Below are 20,720 nucleotides of genomic sequence, written 5' to 3'. Positions count from 1 at the left end.
GGCCTGATGCTGTGACGACGTGACGGCGGGGCCCCGGGTGGTGGTCACGCACCGCCCGGGGCCCCGCTCCGTATGGCTGCTGAAAGGCTTCTGACGCCTCGGTCAGCCGTTGTTGCTGTTGCCGTCGCCGTGCGGCGGCAGCTGGGCCTGGATCTGGCTCATCACCGTGCTGTCGGCGAGGGTGGTGGTGTCACCGACCTCGCGGCCCTCGGCGATGTCGCGCAGCAGACGGCGCATGATCTTGCCGGAACGGGTCTTCGGCAGCTCGCCGACGACCTTGATCTGCTTCGGCTTGGCGATCGGGCCGAGCGTGCGGCCGACGTGGGCGCGCAGCTCCTCGACCAGCTCGGGGGTCTCGGTGACGCCGCCGCGCAGGATCACGAACGCGACGATGGCCTGGCCGGTGGTCGGGTCGGCGGCGCCCACCACGGCGGACTCCGCCACGGTCGGGTGGCCGACCAGGGCCGACTCGACCTCGGTGGTGGAGATGTTGTGGCCCGAGACCAGCATGACGTCGTCGACCCGGCCGAGCAGCCAGATGTCGCCGTCCTCGTCCTTCTTGGCGCCGTCACCGGCGAAGTAGCGGCCCTCGAAGCGCGACCAGTAGGTGTCGATGTAGCGCTGGTCGTCGCCCCAGATGGTGCGGAGCATGGACGGCCACGGCTCGGTGAGCACCAGGTAGCCGCCGGAGCCGTTCGGGACCTCCCTGGCCTCGTCGTCCACCACGGTGGCCGCGATGCCCGGCAGGGCGCGCTGGGCCGAGCCCGGCTTGGTCTCGGTGACGCCAGGCAGCGGGCTGATCATCATGGCGCCGGTCTCGGTCTGCCACCAGGTGTCGACGATGGGGGCCTTGCCGCCGCCGATGTGCTCGCGGTACCAGACCCACGCCTCGGGGTTGATCGGCTCGCCGACGCTGCCCAGCACCCGCAGCGAGGACAGGTCGAACTTCGCGGGGATGTCGTCGCCCCACTTCATGAACGTGCGGATCGCGGTCGGCGCGGTGTAGAGGATCGTCACGCCGTACTTCTGGACGATCTCCCAGAACCGGCCCTGGTGCGGGGTGTCCGGGGTGCCCTCGTAGATGACCTGGGTGGCGCCGTTGGAGAGCGGGCCGTAGACGATGTACGAGTGGCCGGTGACCCAGCCGATGTCGGCGGTGCACCAGTAGACGTCGGTCTCCGGCTTGAGGTCGAAGACCGCGTGGTGGGTGTAGCTGGCCTGGGTGAGGTAACCGCCCGAGGTGTGCAGGATGCCCTTGGGCTTACCGGTGGTGCCCGAGGTGTAGAGGATGAACAGCGGGTGCTCGGCCTCGTGCGCCTCGGGGGCGTGCTCGGTGGACTGACGCGCCGTGATCTCGTGCCACCAGACGTCGCGGCCCTCGGTCCAGGCGATCTCCTGCTCGGTGCGGCGGATCACCAGGACGTGCTCGACACCGTCGACCTTGGTGAGCGCCTCGTCGATGGCCGGCTTGAGCGCGGAGGGCTTGCCGCGGCGGTAGCCGCCGTCGGCGGTGATGACGAGCTTGGCCTGGGCGTCCTGGATGCGGGAGGCGACGGCGTCGGCGGAGAAGCCGCCGAAGACCACCGAGTGGGTGGCGCCGATCCGGGCGCAGGCGAGCATCGCGACGACCGCCTCGGCGATCATCGGGAGGTACACGGCGACCCGGTCGCCCTTGCGGACGCCGAGCTCCAGCAGCGCGTTGGCGGCCTGCGAGACCTCGTCCTTGAGCTGCGCGTAGGTGATCGAGCGGCTGTCGCCGGGCTCGCCCTCGAAGTGGATGGCGACCCGGTCGCCGAGGCCGTTCTCGACGTGGCGGTCGACGCAGTTGTAGGCCACGTTGAGCTTGCCGTCGGCGAACCACTTGGCGAAGGGCGGGTTGGACCAGTCGAGCGTCTCGGTCGGCTCGACGGCCCAGCTCAGGCGACGGGCCTGCTCGGCCCAGAAGCCCAGACGGTCCTCGGAGGCCTGGGCGTACGCGGCCGCGGTGACGTTGGCCGCTGCGGCGAGCTCTGCCGGCGGGGCGAAACGCCGCTCCTCCTTGAGCAGGTTGGCCAGGCTCTCGTTGCTCAACGCGCACTCCTCATCGAGTCATGATCTGGGGCGATCCCGTGCGTGGGGATTGTCCCGTGTGTCCCAGCGCACAGCTCACCAGGCGAACGGGCCAGTTGACAAGAGGCTCCTTGCAATTGGTGTAGACCTTTGACCGATCGTCGAACGGTCGATCGCCGGATCCGCCGTACGGTGGGCCGATCCTGGTACGACGATCCCATGACTGTGGTGCCGGTCACGACGGTGATCATGATGCCCGTCGCGACGGTGGTGACGGTCATGGTGGTGGCCTCGGCGGCGATCCCGGCTCGATGTCGGTTCGACCGCAGCCCGATCACGGCTCGACCGCAGCCCGACCGCAGCCCGGCCGCGGCACGACTCGGCACGACTGCGGCACGACCGCCGTACGGCCCGCTGCCCGGAGGCGGCAGGCCGTACGGCGGTCGGAGGGCCCGTGTCCCGGCCCGCCCGGCGGAGACACGGACCCGGCTCTCAGGCAGCCAGCTGGGGCCCCTCCTCACTGCCGGCGGCCGGAATCCGGGCGTCGTTTCTCACCCGTTCGGCCGAATCGCCCTCCGGCCGGGCCTCGACCGGGCTGAACGTCCCGGCGGCGCGGTCCAGGACGTAGGCCTGAGCGGTGGCGAAGTCGAAGTACATGCCGACCAGGCGCAGGGTGCCCTCCTCGACCCGGCGCTCCACCGCGGGGTTCGCCATCAGCTGGTCCAACTGCTGCACCACGTTGGTGATGCAGAGCTGCTCCGCGAGGTCCACCACCGGCCGGTCGGCGAACTCGGCCGGGGCCCGGCGGAGCCGGTCCAGCGAGCCGCGACCGTTGCGCAGCCAGCGGGTCAGCGGGGTGGGCGACCCGGGGCGCTCGTGCACTCCGTCCAGCAGGGCCTTCATCGCGCCGCAGCCGGAGTGGCCGCAGATCGTGATCGAGCGCACCTCCAGCGCCTCGACCGCGTACTGCACCGCGGCGGCCACCGAGTCGTCGGCCGCACCGGGCTCGAACGGGGCCGGCACCAGGTTGCCGACGTTCCGGACGGTGAAGAGGTCGCCCGGCCCGCTGTTGGTGATCATGCTGGTCACCATCCGGGAGTCCGCGCAGGTCAGGAAGAGCTGGGACGGCGTCTGCCCCTCCCGGGCCAGCCGGGCGAGTTCGGGCCTGACCAGCGGGGCGGTGTGCTGCTGGAACACCCGGACGCCGTCCAGCAGCCGGCCGTGCGGGTCCTCCTGCTGCTCGATGCAGTGGTGGCCGCCCCACGGCGTCCAGGCCCGGCAGCGGTGCGGGCCCGGCGAACTGCCCGCGCGGACGGTGCCGTCGGGGTCGAGCACCTCGTCGTCCTGGCGCCGTGTCACCAGCGAGACCTGACCGCCCGCGGCCTGGTACCCCGTCCGCCAGTCGTGCAGCGTCTCGTAGGCGGCGTGGTCCAGGAAGGAACCGTCGTGCACGACGGTGACCTCGGCGCCCCTGGGGATCCCGGCCAGCGCCCGGCTCAGCCGGGGGACGGCGGTGAAGGTGAGCGGGCCGTGGGTCTGGACGGTGACCGAGCCGTCGGGGCCGGTCGCGACGTCCACGTGGGCCCGGGTGAGCCGGTAGAGCGCGAGCAGCACGGCGGTGGCCGCGCCGAGGCCGACGCCCCACAGCACGCCGAAGGCCACCACGGCGAGCAGGGTGGTCAGGTAGACCGGGAACTCGCGGTGCCGGTGCACGTTGCGGATGTGCGCGAAGCTCACCATCTGCAGCCCGACCACCAGCACCAGTGCGGCCAGTGCGGCCAGCGGGATCCGGCGCAGCCCACCGGTCAGCGCCAGGGCGGCGGTGAGCACCCAGACCCCGTGCATGACCGAGGCCCACCGGCTCTGCCCGCCGGCCCGGACGTTGGCCGTGCTGCGGACGGCGCCGCCGGCGATCGGCAGTCCGCCGACCAGCCCGCTGACCAGGTTGGCGAGGCCCTGCCCGCGCAGCTCGCGGTCGAGGTCGCCGGTGCGCTGGGACATCCGGTCCACCGCCACGGCGGACAGCAGCGACTCCACGCTCGCGACGGCGGTGACGGTGAGGACGGCGGCGAGCACCCCGGCGAGCGAACCGTGCGGCAGCGCGGGCACCAGTGAGTGCGGCTGCCAGGCGGGCAGTTCGATGTGGGCGAGCTGCAGGTCCAGGGCGAGGGCGAGCGCGGTGGCGACGGCCACGGCGGCCAGCGGGCCGGGCACCTTGGTGAGGCGGGCACCGAACTCGCCCGCGCGGCCCGGGAGTCGGCCGAGCCTGGGCCAGCCCAGCAGCACGGCCACGGTCACCGAGCCGGCCAGCAGGGCGGGTGGGTGCGGACCGGCCAACTGCCCCGGCATCGCCAGCAGGTTGGCGATCGCCGAGCTCTGCGGGGAGCCGCCGAGGACGACGTGCAACTGGGCGATGGCGATGGTCAGCCCGACCCCGGCCAGCATGCCGTGCACGATCGCGGGCGAGACGGCGAGCGCCGTCCGGGCCACCCGGCGTGCACCGAGCAGGAGTTGGAGCAGTCCGGCGGCGAGGGTGATGGCACAGGTGGCCCGCCAGCCGTACTGGGCGATCAGTCCGGCGGTGATCACGGTCAGCGCGGCTGAGGGGCCGCTGACCATGAGCGGGGTGCCGCCGCACAGCCCGACCACGATGCCGCCCACGGCCGCTGCTGCCAGCCCGGCGGTGAGCGGGGCGCCGGTGGCGAGCGCGATGCCGAGGGAGAACGGCACGGCGATCAGGAAGACCACCACGGAGGCGGAGAGGTCCTGGGCCCACCGGGCCCGGGAGCCGGGGCCGGGTGGCGCGTGGTCGGTGGTGTCGGAGGCGATGGGTGCGCTGGAGATGTCGAGGGTCATGGTCTTCCCGTCTGTCCGGGGGAACGAACGCAGTCAGGTCCGGTGGTGAGTCCGGGGTGGGGCTCCGGGGCGGATCGGCTGTCGTGGGTCGCGACGGTGTGGCGGGATGGCGTGGGCGCGGCGGGGAATGCGGGTGTCACCGGCCGGCGTCGACCATCTGGGCCCGCCAGGGGCCAGGGCGAGGAGCGGGATGTCTCGCCGAGGGCCGTCGGAACGGGCCATCAAGACTCGGTAAACCGAGGGTAATGAAAGCTTTGCACAGCGTTGTTCTCGGAGGGAAGCGGAAAATCGCCGGTTCACCCCATTGGGTGGTGTTCGAACGGACGGGAATCTGCTGGTGGGAGGCTCGGGCCGGTCCCTGGGCGCTCCTTGGGCGGCCCTGGGACGTCGGCCGGGGGCGTCGGCCGGGGGTGGGGCCAGGGGTGGGGCCGGGACGGCGAACGGGCCGCGGCGTCCCCCGGGGTGAGGGGGAGGCCGCGGCCCGTCCGGTCGGTGGCGGTGCCGTGCTCGGGACCGCGTGGTGATGTCAGACGGGGGCTCCGGCCGGGAGTCCGCTCGGACGGCCGCTCGGGATTCCGCCGAGGACGAAGTCCTCGTCCACCTGGGTCGCCAGGTCGATGCCGACCTTGGCGTTGGCCCAACTCTCCGCGTTGCGCCGGTGGAAGAGCACCGCCTGCGCGGTGTAGCGGTGCTCGTCGCGCAGCCCGTACGCCGCTTCGGCCTCGACCCGCAGCTGCTCCAGCACGGCCCGGTTGGCCGGCTCCAGCGACCTCAAGGGCGGCTCGGCGCCCTGCTCCAGTCGGCGTACCCAGTCCGACTGCCCGAAGGTGGTGAGCAGGTCGTCGCCTACCTCGCGGCGCAGGAACGCCAGGTCGTCCGGGCCCTGCACCTTGTTGCCGATCACCCGCAGCTGCACGCCGAAGTCCCGGGCGTAGTCCTTGTACTGCCGGTAGACCGAGACGCCCTTGCGGGTGGGCTCGGCGACCAGGAAGGTGAGGTCGAAGCGGGTGAACAGCCCGGAGGCGAAGGAGTCCGAGCCGGCCGTCATGTCGGTGACCAGGTACTCGTCCGGGCCGTCCAGCAGGTGGTTGAGCAGCAGTTCCACCGCGCCGACCTTGGAGTGGTAGCAGGCCACCCCGAGGTCCTCCTCGGTGAAGGCGCCGGTCGCCAGCAGCCGGACCGAGCCCTCGTCCAGCGCGATCGGGCGGGCGCAGGCGGCGTAGACCGGGTTCTCCTCGACGATCCGCAGCAGGCGCGAACCGTGCCCGGGCGGCGTGGTTTTGATCATCTCGTCGGCCGAACGGATCAGCGGGTTGCTGCCCCGGAGGTACTCCTTGATCTCCGGCAGGTGCGCGCCGAGGGAGGGCAGGGCGGCCGCATGAGCGTCCGTCAGGCCGAGTGCGGGGCCGAGGTGCTGGTTGATGTCGGCGTCGACGGCGATCACCGGTCGGCCGATGGCGGCCAGGTGGCGGATGAACAGTGCGGACAGCGTGGTCTTCCCGCTGCCGCCCTTGCCGACGAAGGCGATCTTCATCTGGGGCTCCGGCTCTCGCTCTGGGCCCTGGGGGCGGGCCGCGTGCTCAGGGGCGCGCGTGTGGGGGCGCCCCTAACTGGAAATCGTTATCGTCTCCGATAGTGGCCATGCTAGCCGGGGTTTGGGGTCCGCCGGGGGAGGGAAGTGAGGATTGCCTCTAACGGGTGATGCGGGGTTGCTGTTCCGGGAGGGGCCGCCCGTTCATTACTCTCGGGTAGGTGAGCACTGGAACAGATCCCCTCGCCCCGTTGGCCCAGCTCCCCGGGGTGACCGACGCCGTGGCCGAGGTGCGCAAGGCCGTCGACCGGCTCTACGGCCACCGGGTGATGCGCCGCCGCGCGGCCGAGGTCACCTCCGAGTCCGCGCTGCGCGGCGCCCGCGCGTCGGCGGCCGTGGCCGGGGCCGACTGGCCCCTGGAGGAGGTCCGCCGGCGGACCGATTTCAGCGCGGACGCCGAGGCCCGTACGGTCGGCGCGGCCCTGCGGATCACGGCCGAGGCGGGTCAGCTGCTCAGCGTCTGGCGGCACTCGCCGCTCCAGGTGCTGGCCCGGCTGCACCTGCTCGCGGTCGGCGACACCGACCCGGCCGCCGGCCGGCCGCGCCGGGCGGGGGAGGGGGCCGAGGAGCTCTTCCCGCTGGAGCTCGAACCGGTGGAGAGCGTCGAGGTCGAGGCCGCGGTCGGGCCGACGCCCGTGCTGCCGCCCGCGCCGGGCGCGGAGGAGGTCGCGGCCCGGCTGGACCAGCTCTCCCGGCTGCTGGTGGCCCGCGCGGAGGGGCATGGCGTGGGGACGCCGGCCCTGGTGGTCGCGTCGGTGGTGCACGGCGAACTGCTCGCCCTGCGGCCGTTCGGCAGCCACAACGGGATGATCGCGCGGGCCGCCCAGCGGATCGTGCTGATCGCCGAGGGCCTCGACCCGAAGTCGATCTGCCCCACCGAGGTCGGCCTGGCCGAGCTGGGCACCGACGCCTACCGGCGCGCCTTCGCGGGCTACCTGGCGGGCACGTCCGAGGGTATGGCGGCCTGGATCGCCCACTGCGGGCGGGCGCTGCGACTGGGGGTGCGGGAGAGCACGGCGGTCTGCGAGGCGATGCAGCGCGGCATGGCCTGAACCCGGGCGGAGAGTCCGCGCGACGCGAACCCCGCGGGCACGAAGATGCGGCGGCACCTGATCCTGCTGGGTGCCGCCGCTGGTGCAGACAGCCGGGTGACCAAGCATGCACCGGAAGTGCCGATCAGACGGGGATCCTGCCCGTTCGTCTGGTCCGGCGGCCCGACAGCGGGTCGGCTGCATGTGGGTGCTCGGATGTCTGTACGTGCGGTCCGTGGGGCCTGAACTGCGTTGTCGGTTTGACCTCTTCGGTCCTGACCGGGTCTCGCGGGCCGTGCTTCCTTTGTATCGCGTTTCGGCCGAAAGGGGAACCCGAAACGGGAAGTCTGTGCTGATCTGCCCGTTTCGAGACTTTCCCGCTGGATCACACCGGATTGCGGTGGATCAAGGTCTTCCGGTGGGCGCTTCAGGCGGCCGGGCGGCGTCGGCGGGCCAGGTACCAGATCACCCCGGCGGTCACCGCGGCCGTCCCGACCGCCACGGCCGTCAGCACCGAACCGCTCGGCGCGGAGAACTCCGGCACCCGCCGTCGCAGTTGCACCGGCCGGTCGAAGACCAGCACCGGCCACTCCCGGGCCTGCGCCTCCTTGCGCAGCGCGCGGTCGGGGTTGACGGCGGAGGGGTGGCCGACCGCCTCCAGCAGCGGCAGGTCGGTCGAGGAGTCGCTGTAGGCGTACGACGCGGCGAGGTCATAGCCCTCCGTCCCGGCCAACTCCCGGATCGCCGCGGCCTTGTTCTCCGCGTAGGCGTAGTACTCGATCTCGCCGGTGTAGCAGCCGTCCTCGACCTTCAACCGGGTCGCGATCACGTGGTCCGCGCCCAGCAGTTCGCCGATCGGCTCGACCACCTCGGAGCCGGAGCTGCTGACGATCACCACGTCCCGGCCGGCCGCGTGATGCTGTTCGATCAGTGAGGCGGCCTCGTCGTAGATGATCGGGTCGATCAGGGTGTGCAGGGTCTCGGCGACGATCTCGCGGACCTGCTGGACGTTCCAGCCCCGGGTGAGCGCGGAGAGGTACTCGCGCATCTTCTCCATCTGGTCGTGGTCCGCGCCGCCCGCCAGGAAGACGAACTGGGCGTACGCACTGCGCAGTACGGCCCGACGGTTGATCAGGCCGCCCTGGTAGAAAGGCCGGCTGAACGCCAGCGCGCTCGACTTGGCGATGATGGTCTTGTCGAGGTCGAAGAAGGCGGCGGTCCGCAGGCCGGTCGGCTGGGGGCGGGCAGGTGCGCTCGGCTCCTCGGGCCCGGTGGGGTCGCCCTGGGACTCGTCGGCGTGGTCGTCGGCGTTCTCGGTGGTGTCCACGGGAACCGAGGATAGAGGGAGCCGCAAAACACCCCGCCATTCGGTGTACTCGTGGGCGTGCGGGTTTGTGTTTCTGGCCGCTCGGGTACACCATGGAAGTCACGGATCGTTCGCGACCGTGCTAACCCGGTCCGGCTCCTCCCCCCCGAGTCGGGCTGTGGATAGACGACCCCCGCTCTCCCCCCCGGCGGGGGTCGTCGCACGTCCGGGGCCATTTTCAGGGCTTGAAGGCCCTTCGCGCAGGCTTCCGCGCGGTCCTTCCCGAGGTGTACAGGTGGTGTCGACGGCTCGATCCGTCCACCACCTTTCGTCACTCTGCGTTGCCGTTTGCTCATGACGCGCAGGATGCCCACGGCTGGTTCCGATCGGCTCCCCGGGGTCGTTCCGGCGGGGGTGAGCGGGACTGTCCTGGCGGGGCGCGCGGGGCCGTCCTGATGGGGCGCGCAGGGCCGCTGGGGCGGGGGTGGGGAGGGCGGTCGGCTGGGGGACGATGGACGGCCGGGCCGTCCCCGCGACCCCCTTTCGTCAATTCTTCGACGAATAGCCCCCCGTCCGGGTGAACGTTTTCATCCACAACCCCCGAGTTATCCACAGGCAATCGGAACGTGGATGACGGAATCCGGATCTCCCCCCACCGTGATGGTCGGCGGCGGTCGCCGGGCAGGGCCTCACCCCTTCCTCTCCCAGAGGTCTGCCTGGCGGCCGTCCGTCGGAACCGTCCGACGCGTGCCGCGGCCGCCCCTGGTGGCTGCGGCACAGAGGGGAGAACACCATGTCGACGCCGATCACCTCCCAGGTCACCGCCGATGGCCCCGCGGCCACCGGGCCGCTCGTGGTCACCGGGGACGAGGACCTGGCCGAGCACCTGCTGCGGGTCTGCGCGGCAGCGGGCACCGAGCCCCGGCTGATCAGGGGCGCGCCGCCGCCGCGCGAGTTGTGGGAGGCCGCCCCGCTGGTCCTGGTCGGGGACGACCGGGCGGAGCACTGCGCGGGGCTGAGCCGGCGCAGCGGGGTCCTGCTGCTCGGGCTGGACCTCGACGACCCCGGCGTGTGGGTCAGAGCCGTCCAACTCGGCGCCGAGCACGTGCTGTTCCTGCCCGACGCCGAGGCCTGGCTGCTGGACCGGATCGCGGACGCGGCCGAGGGCGTCGGCTCCCCGGCCGTCACCGTCGCGGTGCTCGGCGGCCGGGGCGGGGCCGGGGCCTCGACCCTGGCCTGCGCCCTCGCGGTCACGGCCGCGCGGACCGGGCGGCGGACCATGCTCCTCGACGGCGATCCACTGGGCGGGGGCCTGGACATCCTGCTCGGCGGCGAGACGGCCCGCGGGCTGCGCTGGCCCGACCTGGCCGGTTCGCGCGGGCGGGTCAGCGGGGCCGAACTCGCCAGGGCGCTGCCGGCCCTCAAACGGCTCTCCGGGCTGTCCTGCCTGTCCTGGGACCGCGGCGACACCCTGACGGTGCCGCCGGCCGCCATGCGCAGCGTGCTGGCCGCCTCCCGACGGCGCGGCGGGCTGGTGGTGGTCGACGTGCCGCGCCACCTGGACGCGGCCGCCGGGCAGGCGCTGGAGCAGTCCGACCTGGCACTGCTGGTCGTCCCGGCCGAGCTGCGTGCGGTGGCGGCCGCCGACCGGGTCGCGGCGGCGGCCCGGATGCGGCTCGGGGACGTCCGGGCCGTGGTGCGGCCGGTGCGGGCCGGCGGGCTCCCGGCCCACCGGATCGCCCGCGGGCTGCGGCTGGAGCTGGCGGGGGAGTTGGAACCGGAGCCGGGGCTGACCGAGGACGTCGAGAAGGGCGTCCCGCCCGGCACACGGGAGGGCGGTCCGCTCGCGCGCTTCTGCGCGAGCTTCCTGAACGAGGTGCTGCCGCCGGTGTCGGCGGTCGGAGGAGGTGCGTACTGATGGTCCGTCTGCGCAGGACAGGAACGCGGGGCGGTGCCCCGGCCCCGGGCGACGGTGCGCGGGAGCACCGGCCGCTCCGGAGCGTGCCGCCGCCCGGCGGGCCGGGCCCGGCCGGACACGGGCCCTGCCCGTACGGTCGGACGGCCAGCGAGGAGCGGTCGGCCGAGCTGGTGGACGCGGTCCGGTTGCGGCTGGCCGAGTCCGGGGCCGCCCCGACGGCGGGCTCGGTGGCAGCCGTGCTGCGGGCCACCCGGCCACCGCTCGGCGGGGACGAAGTGCTGGACACCGTGCGCTCGCTGCGCGCCGAACTGGTGGGTGCGGGCCCGCTGGAGCGGCTGCTGGCGGCGCCCGACGTCACGGACGTGCTGGTGAACGGTCCGGACGAGGTGTGGGTCGACCGTGGCGGCGGTCTGCACCGGGCCACCGGGGTCCGGTTCGCCGACGCCGAGGCGGTGCGGCGGTTGGCCCACCGGCTGGCCACCGCGGCCGGGCGGCGCCTGGACGACGCCCGGCCCTGGGTGGACGCCCGACTGCCGGACGGCACCAGGCTGCACGCGGTGCTGCCGCCGATCGCGGCCGGCTGCACGCACATCTCGCTACGGGTGTGGCGGCCCCGGCCTTTCACGCTGGACGAGTTGGTGGCGGGCGGCGCGCTGCCACCGGAGGGCGCGGAGCTGTTGGCCGGCATCGTGCGGGCGCGGCTGTCGCTCCTGGTCTCGGGCGGGACGGGATCGGGCAAGACGACCCTGCTCGCTGCCCTGCTCGGCCTGGTCGGTCCGGACGAACGGATCGTCGTCGCCGAGGACTCCGCCGAACTGCGGCCGGCCCACCCGCACGTGGTCCGACTGCAGAGCCGACCGCCGAACCAGGAGGGGCTGGGCGAGTTCACCCTGCGGGACCTCGTCCGGCAGGCACTGCGGATGCGGCCGGACCGGCTGGTGATCGGCGAGGTGCGCGGGGCCGAGGTGTCGGACCTGCTGGCCGCGCTCAACACCGGCCACGAGGGCGGTTCCGGGACCGTCCACGCCAACACGGCGGCGGACGTGCCGGTCCGGCTGGAGGCGCTCGGCTCGCTCGCCGGGCTCGACCGCCCGGCCCTGCACAGCCAACTGCGGGCCGCGCTGGACGTGGTGGTGCACCTGGTCCGGGACTCGGACTCGGGGCGGCGCCGGGTGGCGGAGATCCACACACTGGCCGGGGACGGCAACGGGCTGGCGGTGACCACCCCGGCGGTGCGGTTCCCGGCCGCGGGCGGCCTGGTGCCGGGGGCGGGCTGGGAACGGCTGGTCGGGCTGCTGGCCGCTCGCGGGGTGGCGATCGGGGCGGTGACGCCATGAGGGCCGTGGTGGCGGCGGTCTCGACCGCGGTGCCGGTGTGGGTGCCGGCCCCGGTGTCGGTGGCAGCGGCGGTGGCGCTGACGGGGGCGGGCCGGGCCGAGCGGGAGCTGCGGCTGGCGGAGATCGGGTTCGTGCTGTTCCTGGTCGCGTGTGCGGCGGGCGCCCTGGTGCTGCTCGGGGCAGCGGGCCGGAAGGGTCGAGGGCAGGGAGGTGGGTGACATGACGCAGGTCCAACCGGCGCTCTGCTGGGTGACGTTGCTGTGCCTGCTGGCCGCCGTCGGGTGGCGGGCGGTCCAGGAGCAGCTACCCGGTGGGCGGCGCTCCAGGCTGGTGCCGGCGGGCAGCGGGCCCCCGGTGTACGGGCCCCCGGTCCACGGGCCGCAGCCGGAGGAGGTGGGCCGGGTGCGGGGTCGGCTGCTTGGGCTGCTGGCACCCGAACTACTGGCGCTGCCGGTGGGCTTGGTCGTCGGCCAGGCGACCGCCTCGCCCGTGCCGGTGCTCGCGGGAGTGCTGGCCGTCCTCCCCCTGAGGAGGTGGCGGCTGCGGCGGCGACGGGAGGCCGAGGCCGGGCGGCGGGCCGCCGCGGTGGTGGAGCTGTGTGCCGCGCTGGCCGGGGAGTTGCGCAGCGGTGCGACCCCGGAGCAGGCCCTGCACCTGGTCACGGCCCGGCTGGCCGCGGACCCGGACGGGCTGCGCCGGCTCGGCGCGGAGCCGGTGGCCCGGCTGGCGGCGGGGCGCTACGGCGGGGACGTCCCCGCTGCGCTCCAGCTGCTCGCCGAACTGCCCGGCGGCAGCGGGGCGGCAGCGATCGCGGCCTGCTGGCGGGTGGCCTCCGACGGCGGGTCGGGGCTGGCCGCCGCGCTGGACCGGGTCGCGGAGGCGCTGCGCGGTGAGCGGGCGTTGACCGAGGAGATCGCGGGGGAGCTGGCCGGACCGCGCGCGACGATCGCGGTCCTGGCCGCCCTGCCGGGCGCGGGGCTGCTCCTGGGCGGAGCGCTGGGGGCCCGTCCGGTGGAGGTCCTGCTGCACACCCCGGCCGGACTCGGCTGTCTGGGGGCGGGGGCGGTACTGGAGGGCCTGGGGGTGCTCTGGACGGCCCGGATCGTCCGGGCGGCGGCCCAGGGCGCGTTGGAGGCCCCCTGGGGTGTGGGGAGCCGTCCTGGGGTGACGGGCCTGCCTCGGCGTGGCGGTGGGCGGCGAGAGGGCCTGTGGGCGCTCGATGTCGGAGCGGGGGCGGGGTGATGCGACTGGGCGGGTGGGTGCCGGCCGGGCTTTCGGTGACGGCCGTGGCGCTATCGGCGGCTGCGGCCGGGGTGGCCCGGCACGGGGCGGGGCGCAGCGCCGGACGGAGGGCGTTCGCCTGGCAGCGGGAACGAGAGGAGGCGCGGAGTCGAACCTGGCCCGGGCGCACCGATCTTGGGCGCACCGGTGTTGGGCGCAGCGGGGTTGGACCCCGGCGGCGACTGGCGACGGCGGTCGTCGCGGGGCTGGCGGTGGCGGCGCTGGTCGGCGGTGGCCCCGGTGCGGTGGCCGGGGCGCTGGCAGCGGTGGGCGTGCACCGGTGGTCGGCCCGGGCCAGGTCGCCGACGGATCGCCGGGCGATGCTGGAGGAGCAGTTGCTGCTCAGGCAACTTCCCTTGGGCGCCGACCTGTTGGCGGCCTGCCTCGGAGCGGCGGCGCTGCCCTCGGCGGCGGTGGCGGCGGTGGGGCGGAGCGTGGGCGCACCGCTGGGGCCGAGGCTGGTCGCGATCGGGGCCGAACTGGTCCTGGGCGCACCGCCGGAGCTCTGCTGGACCAGGTTGGGCGCACGGCACCCGGCGCTGGCGCCGCTGGCGCGGTGCCTGGTCCGGACGAGCCTCGGTGGAGCTCCCGCGACCGGCCCGTTGGTCGAACTGGCCCGGGAGCAGCGGACCGCCGCCGCCCGGGCGGCCCACGTCAGGGTCCGCCGGGCCGCGGTGCTCGCCACCGCGCCGCTCGGGCTCTGCTTCCTGCCGGCCTTCGTCCTGATCGGAGTGGTGCCGGTGGTGATCGGCCTGACCAGCCGTTTCGGGTGGGCGATGTGAGTGGGTGTCGGGTCCGGGCCCATCGGGCCGGGACTCGCGAGAGGAACCGGTAAGTATCCAGACAGGAGAGATCGATGACTGCAGTTTTCGCGACCAGGCCCAGCATCGGGCGTCCGTTCCAGCACCTGCCGGGAGCGTGGCGGCGGAAGAGCCGCGGGGTCGCCGGCCGGGTGCGCAGGGTGGCGCGGTACCGGGGGCGTTCGGACGCCGGGATGACCACGGCTGAGTACGCCGTCGGCACGCTGGGTGCGTGCGCCCTCGCGGCCGGGCTGTACAAGGTGGTCACCAGCGCGGCCATCACCGGGGCGCTGACCGAGACGCTGGAACGGGCGCTCCGTGCGACGTAGCGCCCGACCGCGACCCGGCCGGTCGAACCGGGCCGGACGGGCCGTACGGAGGCCGTGGCAGGGGTCGTGGCGGGGGCGGCGCGGGGACGCCGGCTTCGTCACGGCGGAGACGGCGGTGCTGCTGCCCGCGCTCGTCCTGCTCGCGGCGATGCTGATCTGGGGCGTGCTCGCGGCCGCGGCGCAGATCACCTGCGTGGACGCGGCCAGGATCGGCGCCAGGGCGGCCGCCCGGGGCGAGTCGGACGCCGCCGGACTCGCCCGTGCGGCGGCTCCGCCGGGGGCCCGGGTCCGGGTGGCGGTCGCGGCGGACACGGTACGGGTCGACGTGGACGCCCCGTGCGCGGCGCCGGGGAGGCTGGCCGGGCTGCTCGCCGTCCGGGTCGGTGCGATGGCGGTGGCCGCCCGGGAGGACGTGCTGGGCGGCACCGCGGAAGGAACGGAAGGAGCGGAAGGGACCGTGGAGGGAGGAGGTGGAGGTGGATGGCCCGCCTGACGGCTCGACAGGTGGCTCGGAGGACTGCCAGCTCGGCCGACTGCCGTCCGGTTGGCCGTCGGTGGGCGGTGGAGTGGCCGGCGCGGTTGGGACGGTTCGGGCGGGTCCGTAGCGCTCGGGCGGCGGTACCGGGCAGGGGCGGGTACGGGGCGGACACGGGCTCGGCGACGGTCTGGCTGCTCGCCCTGGCGATGCTGGGCACGACGGTCTTCGCGGCGACGGTCGCGGTCGGCACGGTGGTGGCCGCCCGGCACCGGGCCGAGTCGGCAGCCGACCTGGCGGCCCTCGCGGCCGCGGACCGGCTGCTGCTGGACCCGGACGGTGGCTGCGCCCGGGCCGTCGGGATCGCGGCGGCGCAGGGGGCCGCGCTGGTGTCCTGCGCGGTGGACCGCTCCGCGGACGCCGTCGAGGTGGTGGCCGAGGTGCCGGTCGGTGGGCTTCCGCGGCGGCTGCCGGTCGGTCCGGCGCGGGCGAGGTCGCGGGCCGGACCGGTGCGGGCCCCGGCCACCGCGGCCGAGGACGGCCTCGGCGAGGCGCTGGGCGGCCCTGGAGGTCCTGGCGGCCCCAGCGGCCCCGGTACCCCTGGCGGGACCCCGAGCGCCGCGCCCACGGCCCCCGGCCCGTTGCCGGCCCCCGGTGCGCCCACGGCCCCGGGCGGGGCGGTGGCCTCATGAAGCGGCCGGTGCTCCGCCCTCCGGGTCCGCTGCGGGGCCCACCGCGGGTCCTACCGCTGGCCCTACCGCCGGGCCTGCGGCGGGGGCCGCCGCCGCAGCCGCCCCGGGCGCTCCGGCCAGCAGGACGTCCAGCAGTCGGACGGCGGCCGTCTTGTCCAGCGGGTCGTTCCCGTTGCCGCACTTGGGCGACTGGACGCAGGACGGGCAGCCGCGCTCGCACTCGCAGGAGGCGATCGCCGCGCGGGTGGCGGTGAGCCACTCGACGGCGCGCTGGAAGCCGCGTTCGGCGAAGCCGGCGCCGCCCGGGTGGCCGTCGTAGACGAACACCGTGGGCAGCCCGGTGTCGGGGTGCAGCGGGACGGAGACGCCGCCGATGTCCCACCGGTCGCAGGTGGCGAACAGCGGCAGCAGCCCGATCGAGGCGTGCTCGGCGGCGTGGGCGGCGCCGGGCAGCCGGTCGAGCGGCAGGTCCGCGTCGAGCAGTTGGTCCTCGGTGACGGACCACCAGACGGCGCGGGTGCGCAGGGTGCGGGGCGGGAGGTCGAGCTTGCTCTCGCCCATGATCTCCCCGGTGGAGATCCGCTTCCGGAGGTAGCCGACCACCTGGTTGACCACCTCCACCGAGCCGAAGCTGAGCCGGCCCTCGCCCCAGTGGACGGTGGTGTCGGTGTCGAGGACGGAGATGGAGGTGATGTCACGGGCGGCCGTGGTGTACGGCGGGTCGGCCGGTTCGACCAGGGCGACCGAGTCCTCCAGGTCGAGCTCCCGGACCAGGTAGGTACGGCCCTGGTGGAGGTGGACGGCCCCGGTGTGGACGGTGGTGTGGGCGGCCGCGGCGTCCACGGTGCCGAGCAGCCGGCCGGTGTCGGCCTCGACGATCTGCACCGGGCTGCCGCCGCTGCCCCGTAGGTCGACGGCGTCGGCGGCGCGCTCCCGGCGGGTCCAGTACCAGGAGCCGTCGGTGCGCCGGCGCAGCAGGCCGCGCCGTTCCAGTACCGGCAGCAGCGGTGCGGTGGAGGGCCCGAACAGCTCCAGGTCGGCGTCGGTGAGCGGGAGTTCGGCGGCGGCCGCGCACAGGTGCGGGGCGAGTACGTGCGGGTTGTCGGGGTCGAGCACGGTGGCCTCGACGGGTGTCGCGAACAGCGCCTCCGGGTGGTGCACCAGGTAGGTGTCCAGCGGGTCGTCGCGGGCGATCAGGATGGCCAGCGCGCCCTGGGCCTCCCGGCCCGCCCGGCCGGCCTGCTGCCAGAGCGAGGCCCGGGTGCCGGGGTAACCGGCCATCAGGACGGCGTCGAGGCCGGAGATGTCGACGCCGAGTTCGAGGGCGGAGGTGGAGGCGAGTCCGAGCAGTCGGCCGGAGTGGAGGTCGCGCTCCAGGGCCCGGCGTTCGTCGGCGAGGTAGCCGCCGCGGTAGGCGGCCACCCGCTCGGCGAGCGGTCGGCCGAGCTGGTCCTGGGTCTGCAGGGCGACGAGTTCGGCGGCGCGCCGGGAGCGGACGAACACGACCGTCCGGGTCTGCCGTTCGACCAGGTCGGTCAGCAGGTACGCGGCCTCGGCGGTGGCGGTGCGGCGCACCGGGGCGCCGTGCTCCCCGACGTTCTCGGTCAGCGGCGGCTCCCAGAGGCCGAAGACCATCGGGCCACGCGGCGAGGCGTCCTCGGTGACGGCCGCCGCGGGCAGACCGGTCAGTCGCCGGGCGGTGATGGCCGGGTCGGCGGTGGTGGCGGAGGCGAGCAGGAAGGTGGGTGACGAACCGTAACGGGTGCAGAGGCGGCGCAGCCGCCGCAGCACCTGGGCGACGTGCGAGCCGAACACGCCCCGGTAGCTGTGGCACTCGTCGACGACCACGTAGCGCAGCACCTTGAGGAAGGAGGCCCAGCGGGCGTGCGCGGGGAGGATGCCCCGGTGCAGCATGTCCGGGTTGGTGAGCACGTAGGAGGCGTACTGGCGGACCCACTCGCGCTCCTCGGGGGGCGTGTCGCCGTCGTACAGGGCGGCCCGGACCCGGGGCGGGGCGAGTTCGGCGGCGCGGCGGCGCTGGTCGGCGGCGAGCGCCTTGGTCGGGGCCAGGTAGAGCGCGGTGGCGCCGCGGCCGTTGCGGGCCTCGGTGCCCTCCAGCAGGTCGCTGAGGACCGGTGCCAGGTAGCCCAGCGACTTGCCCGAGGCGGTGCCTGTGGCGATCACCACAGTCTGGCCGCTTTTGGCCAGGTTCATCGCTTCTGCCTGGTGCGCCCAGGGCTGTTCCACCCCGACGTCCGCCGCGGCGGCGACGATCTCCGGTCGGATCGAGTCGGGCCACGGTGAATAACGCGCAGGCCGGGCGGGAAGGTGCTCCGTATGGGTGAGCCGGTCGGCCCGCCCCCGACTGGTGGACAGGGTCGTGAGCAGTGCCTCGGGCAGGCTGTGTCGGGGCGGCATGAGGACCCAGTGTGTCACCGGCGTGACGGAGAATCGTCGTAAGCCATCGTGCGGTCATGGTCGCAGGTGGTTGAATGTGGCCGTGACGGCCGTATGGCCGTGGGTCGCAGCGCTGAGGCTCGCCACGCGTTGGCTTGTTGGCTTGGCGCGCCCGGGCTCGCGACCATGCGGTGGCGGCCGTCCGGCCGAGGATCGCACATGACGTAGCAAGGCAAGGTGCTGGAGGTTCCGTGGACCTGTCCCTGTCGACCCGTGCAGTCGGCGATCGTACGGTCGTCGAGGTTGGCGGCGAGATCGATGTGTACACCGCCCCGAAGCTGCGGGAGCAGCTGGTCGAGCTCGTCAACGACGGCAAGTACCACCTCGTCGTCGACATGGAGGGCGTCGACTTCCTCGACTCGACCGGCCTCGGCGTGCTCGTGGGCGGTCTGAAGCGGGTGCGTGCCCACGAGGGCTCGCTGCGCCTGGTGTGCAACCAGGAGCGCATTCTCAAGATCTTCCGGATCACCGGTCTGACGAAGGTCTTCCCGATCCACACTTCGGTGGACGACGCGGTCGCCGCGACCGACTGACGCGTCCGGGCCGGCCCCCGCGGTCGGCCCGCCCGTTCCACGCGTTCGGGGCGCGGGGGCCTGTGCGGCCCCCGTTCCCCGGGCGTCTCAGGGCCGGTCCAGCCGGTCCGCGGGGCCGCGCTGTCGGCCCCGGTCGGAGTACCCCGAGGGGGAGAGATGGCAACCGTCGAACTTCGATTCAGCGCGCTTCCCGAGCACGTGCGGACGGCCAGGCTGGTCGCCGCGGCCGTCGCCAGACGGGCCGGGGTCGACGAGTCGGTGCTCGACGAGGTACGGCTCGCGGTCGGTGAGGCGTGCTCCCGTGCGGTCGGTCTGCACCAGCGTGGTGGGATCGGCGGCACGGTGCGGGTCGCTTTGACCGACCAGGAGAAGCGTTTCCTCATCGAGGTCGAGGACGAGGCGGGCCCCGCCGCGGTCCCGGCCGCCGGTGCCGCCGAGGGCGGCGACCCGGACGAGGACACCCTGGGACTCGCCGTGATCACCGGCCTGGTCGAGGACCTGGAGGTCACCAACGGCGCCGACGGCGGCGTGATCCGGATGAGCTGGCCGGTGTCGGTGCCCTCCGTCGCGGTCTGACGTCACCCGGCTGTGCCTGCGGGCGCCCACGTTCCGGACGCCCGTACTCCGGACGCCCACGTTCCGGACGCCCGTTGACAAGGTGTGCGGCCCGGCGGTTCGCTGCTTCCGGCACGACCGGGTCCGGTCATCGACCGGACCTCGTTGCGGAAGAGGAAGCACATGCGGATCCGCATCCTGTGGCCGGCCGGGCAGGCCACCGCCACGCTGGCGGCCACCCCCACCACCGAAGCGCTCTGGGCCGAGCTGCCGATCAGTTCCACGGCCTCCACCTGGGGCGAGGAGGTCTACTTCGGCACGCCCGTGAGCGTGCCGCGCGAGGACGGTGCCCGGCAGGTGGTCGAGCCGGGCACGGTCGCGTACTGGACCGACGGCGACAGCCTCGCGCTGCCGTACGGACCGACCCCGATCTCGCACGACGGCGAGTGCCGACTGGCCGGTCCCTGCAACGTCCTCGGCCTGCTGGACGGCGATGCCCGGGTGCTGAGCACCGTGCGGCCGGGCGATCCGATCCGGGTCGAGCGGGCCTGAGCGTCGGGGAGGAGCCGTGGGCGCCGGGCGGGGGCCGGGCACCGTGCGTGGGGCGGGAGTTCGGGGCCGGGAGGGGCGGGAGCCGGGCAGCCGGGAACCGGACGGGCGGTGACGGCCGTGTAGGTTCGACGACCGAAGACGACCGAAACCGAAAGGCTCCTCCCGGTGAACAAGCGACTGCTGGCCGTACCCGCCCTCGGCGTGCTGCTCGCGTTCGGCGCCGTCGGCTGCGGCGGCGACGACAACAGCAAGCAGCTGGACTCCTGGGCGTCGAACGTCTGCGGCGCGGCCAAGGACCCGATCGCCCAGGCACAGGTCGCGCTCGCCGACACCGCCCAGGTGAAGACCGGTGAGTCCCCGACCGACCTGCGGAAGCGGCTGTCGGCGGACATCGGGCGACTGGGCAAGACCAACCAGGACATCGCGGCCGCGATCGACGCGGCCGGTGCGCCCAAGGTGGACAACGGTGCCGCGCTGCAGAAGGACACCGTCGACGAGTTGAAGAAGGCGGCCGACGGCTACCTGGACGTCCAGAAGAAGCTGGACGCCCTGGCCATCGACGACCAGGCGAAGTTCGCGGACGGGCTGAACAGCGTCGGCGACCAGCTGCGCCGGCTGTCCTCGCTGTCCACCCAGGCGCAGAGCAAGCTGGGCAGCGGCGACCTCGGCAAGGCGATGGCCAAGCAGGAGGGGTGCAAGCCCTCCCAGGCCACCCCGGGTGCCGGGGCGAGCGGCAGTGCCGGTGGCTCCACGGCCACCCCCGGCGCGGGCGGCAGCCCGAGCGCCGGTGCCACCTCCTCGGCGGGTGCCCCCAGCGGCAGCCCCGCGCCGGGTGGGACGGACAGCGCGAGCCCGGCGGCCGCCCCCTCGGCGGGCGCCACCACCCCGGCGGCCCCGGCTTCGTCCTCGGCCCCGGCGACGCCGGCACCCAGCGCGAGCTGAGCCGAGGTCCTGTCCG

Annotated in this window: 18 protein-coding genes; 13 read left to right on the top strand and 5 right to left on the bottom strand. The window is 74.3% G+C overall.

Annotated features, from left to right (window positions below; all coding sequences use genetic code 11):
• Window positions 1–102: 102 nt before the first annotated feature.
• The 3 genes from acs to ACFC1T_RS13535 all read right to left on the bottom strand — a co-directional run bounded on the left by acs (window position 103) and on the right by ACFC1T_RS13535 (window position 6,439).
• Window positions 103–2,070, bottom strand: a complete 1,968-nt coding sequence (acs, locus tag ACFC1T_RS13545; protein ID WP_375887603.1) for an acetate--CoA ligase — start codon at window positions 2,068–2,070, stop codon at window positions 103–105.
• 471 nt (window positions 2,071–2,541) lie between these two features.
• Window positions 2,542–4,905 carry a SulP family inorganic anion transporter gene (locus tag ACFC1T_RS13540; protein ID WP_375887601.1) on the bottom strand — a complete coding sequence of 788 codons (2,364 nt, stop codon included), beginning with the start codon at window positions 4,903–4,905 and terminating at the stop codon, window positions 2,542–2,544.
• Window positions 4,906–5,431: 526 nt separating this feature from the next.
• On the bottom strand, window positions 5,432–6,439 hold the full coding sequence (locus tag ACFC1T_RS13535; protein ID WP_375887599.1) for an ATP-binding protein: 1,008 nt from the start codon (window positions 6,437–6,439) through the stop codon (window positions 5,432–5,434).
• A 218-nt stretch (window positions 6,440–6,657) separates the two neighbouring features.
• Between ACFC1T_RS13535 and ACFC1T_RS13530 the strand changes: the two genes are divergently transcribed.
• Window positions 6,658–7,548 carry an oxidoreductase gene (locus ACFC1T_RS13530; protein WP_375887596.1) on the top strand — a complete coding sequence of 297 codons (891 nt, stop codon included), beginning with the start codon at window positions 6,658–6,660 and terminating at the stop codon, window positions 7,546–7,548.
• Window positions 7,549–7,954: 406 nt separating this feature from the next.
• On the opposite strand, the gene ACFC1T_RS13525 is transcribed toward ACFC1T_RS13530, so the two are convergent.
• Window positions 7,955–8,752, bottom strand: coding sequence for an HAD family hydrolase (locus ACFC1T_RS13525; RefSeq protein WP_375887701.1), 798 nt, complete (start codon window positions 8,750–8,752; stop codon window positions 7,955–7,957).
• Between the two features lie 874 nt (window positions 8,753–9,626).
• On the opposite strand from ACFC1T_RS13525, the gene ssd reads away from it, so the two are divergent.
• From ssd to ACFC1T_RS13485, 8 genes are all read left to right on the top strand, one after another.
• Window positions 9,627–10,751 (top strand): septum site-determining protein Ssd, encoded by a 1,125-nt coding sequence (gene ssd / locus ACFC1T_RS13520; RefSeq protein WP_375887594.1) that lies wholly within the window; start codon window positions 9,627–9,629, stop codon window positions 10,749–10,751.
• The gene (locus ACFC1T_RS13515) at window positions 10,751–12,088 is read left to right on the top strand and encodes a TadA family conjugal transfer-associated ATPase (protein ID WP_375887592.1); all 1,338 of its coding nucleotides are present in this window, start codon (window positions 10,751–10,753) and stop codon (window positions 12,086–12,088) included. Before ssd ends, ACFC1T_RS13515 begins: the two co-directional genes overlap by 1 nt.
• Window positions 12,085–12,306 (top strand): hypothetical protein, encoded by a 222-nt coding sequence (locus ACFC1T_RS13510; RefSeq protein WP_375887589.1) that lies wholly within the window; start codon window positions 12,085–12,087, stop codon window positions 12,304–12,306. The genes ACFC1T_RS13515 and ACFC1T_RS13510 overlap by 4 nt, the downstream gene beginning before the upstream one ends.
• Before the next feature lies 1 nt (window position 12,307).
• Complete coding sequence (locus ACFC1T_RS13505) at window positions 12,308–13,330, top strand: type II secretion system F family protein (RefSeq protein WP_375887587.1); 1,023 nt, start codon at window positions 12,308–12,310, stop codon at window positions 13,328–13,330.
• 251 nt (window positions 13,331–13,581) lie between these two features.
• A complete protein-coding gene (locus ACFC1T_RS13500) occupies window positions 13,582–14,151 on the top strand; it encodes a type II secretion system F family protein (RefSeq protein ID WP_375887586.1) in 570 nt (189 codons plus the stop codon).
• Window positions 14,152–14,225: 74 nt separating this feature from the next.
• Entirely contained in the window at window positions 14,226–14,498 is a 273-nt protein-coding gene (locus tag ACFC1T_RS13495; RefSeq protein WP_375887585.1) for a DUF4244 domain-containing protein, read from the top strand.
• Window positions 14,488–14,991, top strand: a complete 504-nt coding sequence (locus ACFC1T_RS13490) for a TadE family type IV pilus minor pilin (protein WP_375887583.1) — start codon at window positions 14,488–14,490, stop codon at window positions 14,989–14,991. Before ACFC1T_RS13495 ends, ACFC1T_RS13490 begins: the two co-directional genes overlap by 11 nt.
• A gap of 86 nt (window positions 14,992–15,077) precedes the next feature.
• Window positions 15,078–15,665 (top strand): Rv3654c family TadE-like protein, encoded by a 588-nt coding sequence (locus tag ACFC1T_RS13485; protein ID WP_375887581.1) that lies wholly within the window; start codon window positions 15,078–15,080, stop codon window positions 15,663–15,665.
• Here ACFC1T_RS13485 and ACFC1T_RS13480 read toward each other — a convergent pair.
• Window positions 15,660–18,083 carry a DEAD/DEAH box helicase gene (locus ACFC1T_RS13480; protein ID WP_375887579.1) on the bottom strand — a complete coding sequence of 808 codons (2,424 nt, stop codon included), beginning with the start codon at window positions 18,081–18,083 and terminating at the stop codon, window positions 15,660–15,662. The genes ACFC1T_RS13485 and ACFC1T_RS13480 overlap by 6 nt on opposite strands.
• A gap of 230 nt (window positions 18,084–18,313) precedes the next feature.
• Here ACFC1T_RS13480 and bldG point away from each other — a divergent pair, with 230 nt between their 5' ends.
• From bldG to ACFC1T_RS13460, 4 genes are all read left to right on the top strand, one after another.
• Window positions 18,314–18,655 carry an anti-sigma factor antagonist BldG gene (gene bldG, locus ACFC1T_RS13475; protein WP_188305076.1) on the top strand — a complete coding sequence of 114 codons (342 nt, stop codon included), beginning with the start codon at window positions 18,314–18,316 and terminating at the stop codon, window positions 18,653–18,655.
• Window positions 18,656–18,811: 156 nt separating this feature from the next.
• Window positions 18,812–19,231, top strand: coding sequence for an ATP-binding protein (locus tag ACFC1T_RS13470; protein WP_375887576.1), 420 nt, complete (start codon window positions 18,812–18,814; stop codon window positions 19,229–19,231).
• 162 nt (window positions 19,232–19,393) lie between these two features.
• Window positions 19,394–19,762 carry a cyclophilin-like fold protein gene (locus ACFC1T_RS13465; RefSeq protein WP_375887574.1) on the top strand — a complete coding sequence of 123 codons (369 nt, stop codon included), beginning with the start codon at window positions 19,394–19,396 and terminating at the stop codon, window positions 19,760–19,762.
• 165 nt (window positions 19,763–19,927) lie between these two features.
• Window positions 19,928–20,704 carry a hypothetical protein gene (locus ACFC1T_RS13460; RefSeq protein ID WP_375887571.1) on the top strand — a complete coding sequence of 259 codons (777 nt, stop codon included), beginning with the start codon at window positions 19,928–19,930 and terminating at the stop codon, window positions 20,702–20,704.
• Window positions 20,705–20,720 lie beyond the last annotated feature (16 nt).

Source organism: Kitasatospora sp. NPDC056076 (assembly GCF_042266305.1).
Lineage (GTDB): Bacteria > Actinomycetota > Actinomycetes > Streptomycetales > Streptomycetaceae > Kitasatospora.
The sequence above is the reverse complement of the archived record's forward strand: the minus strand, read 5'-3'. Positions and strand labels throughout refer to the sequence as shown.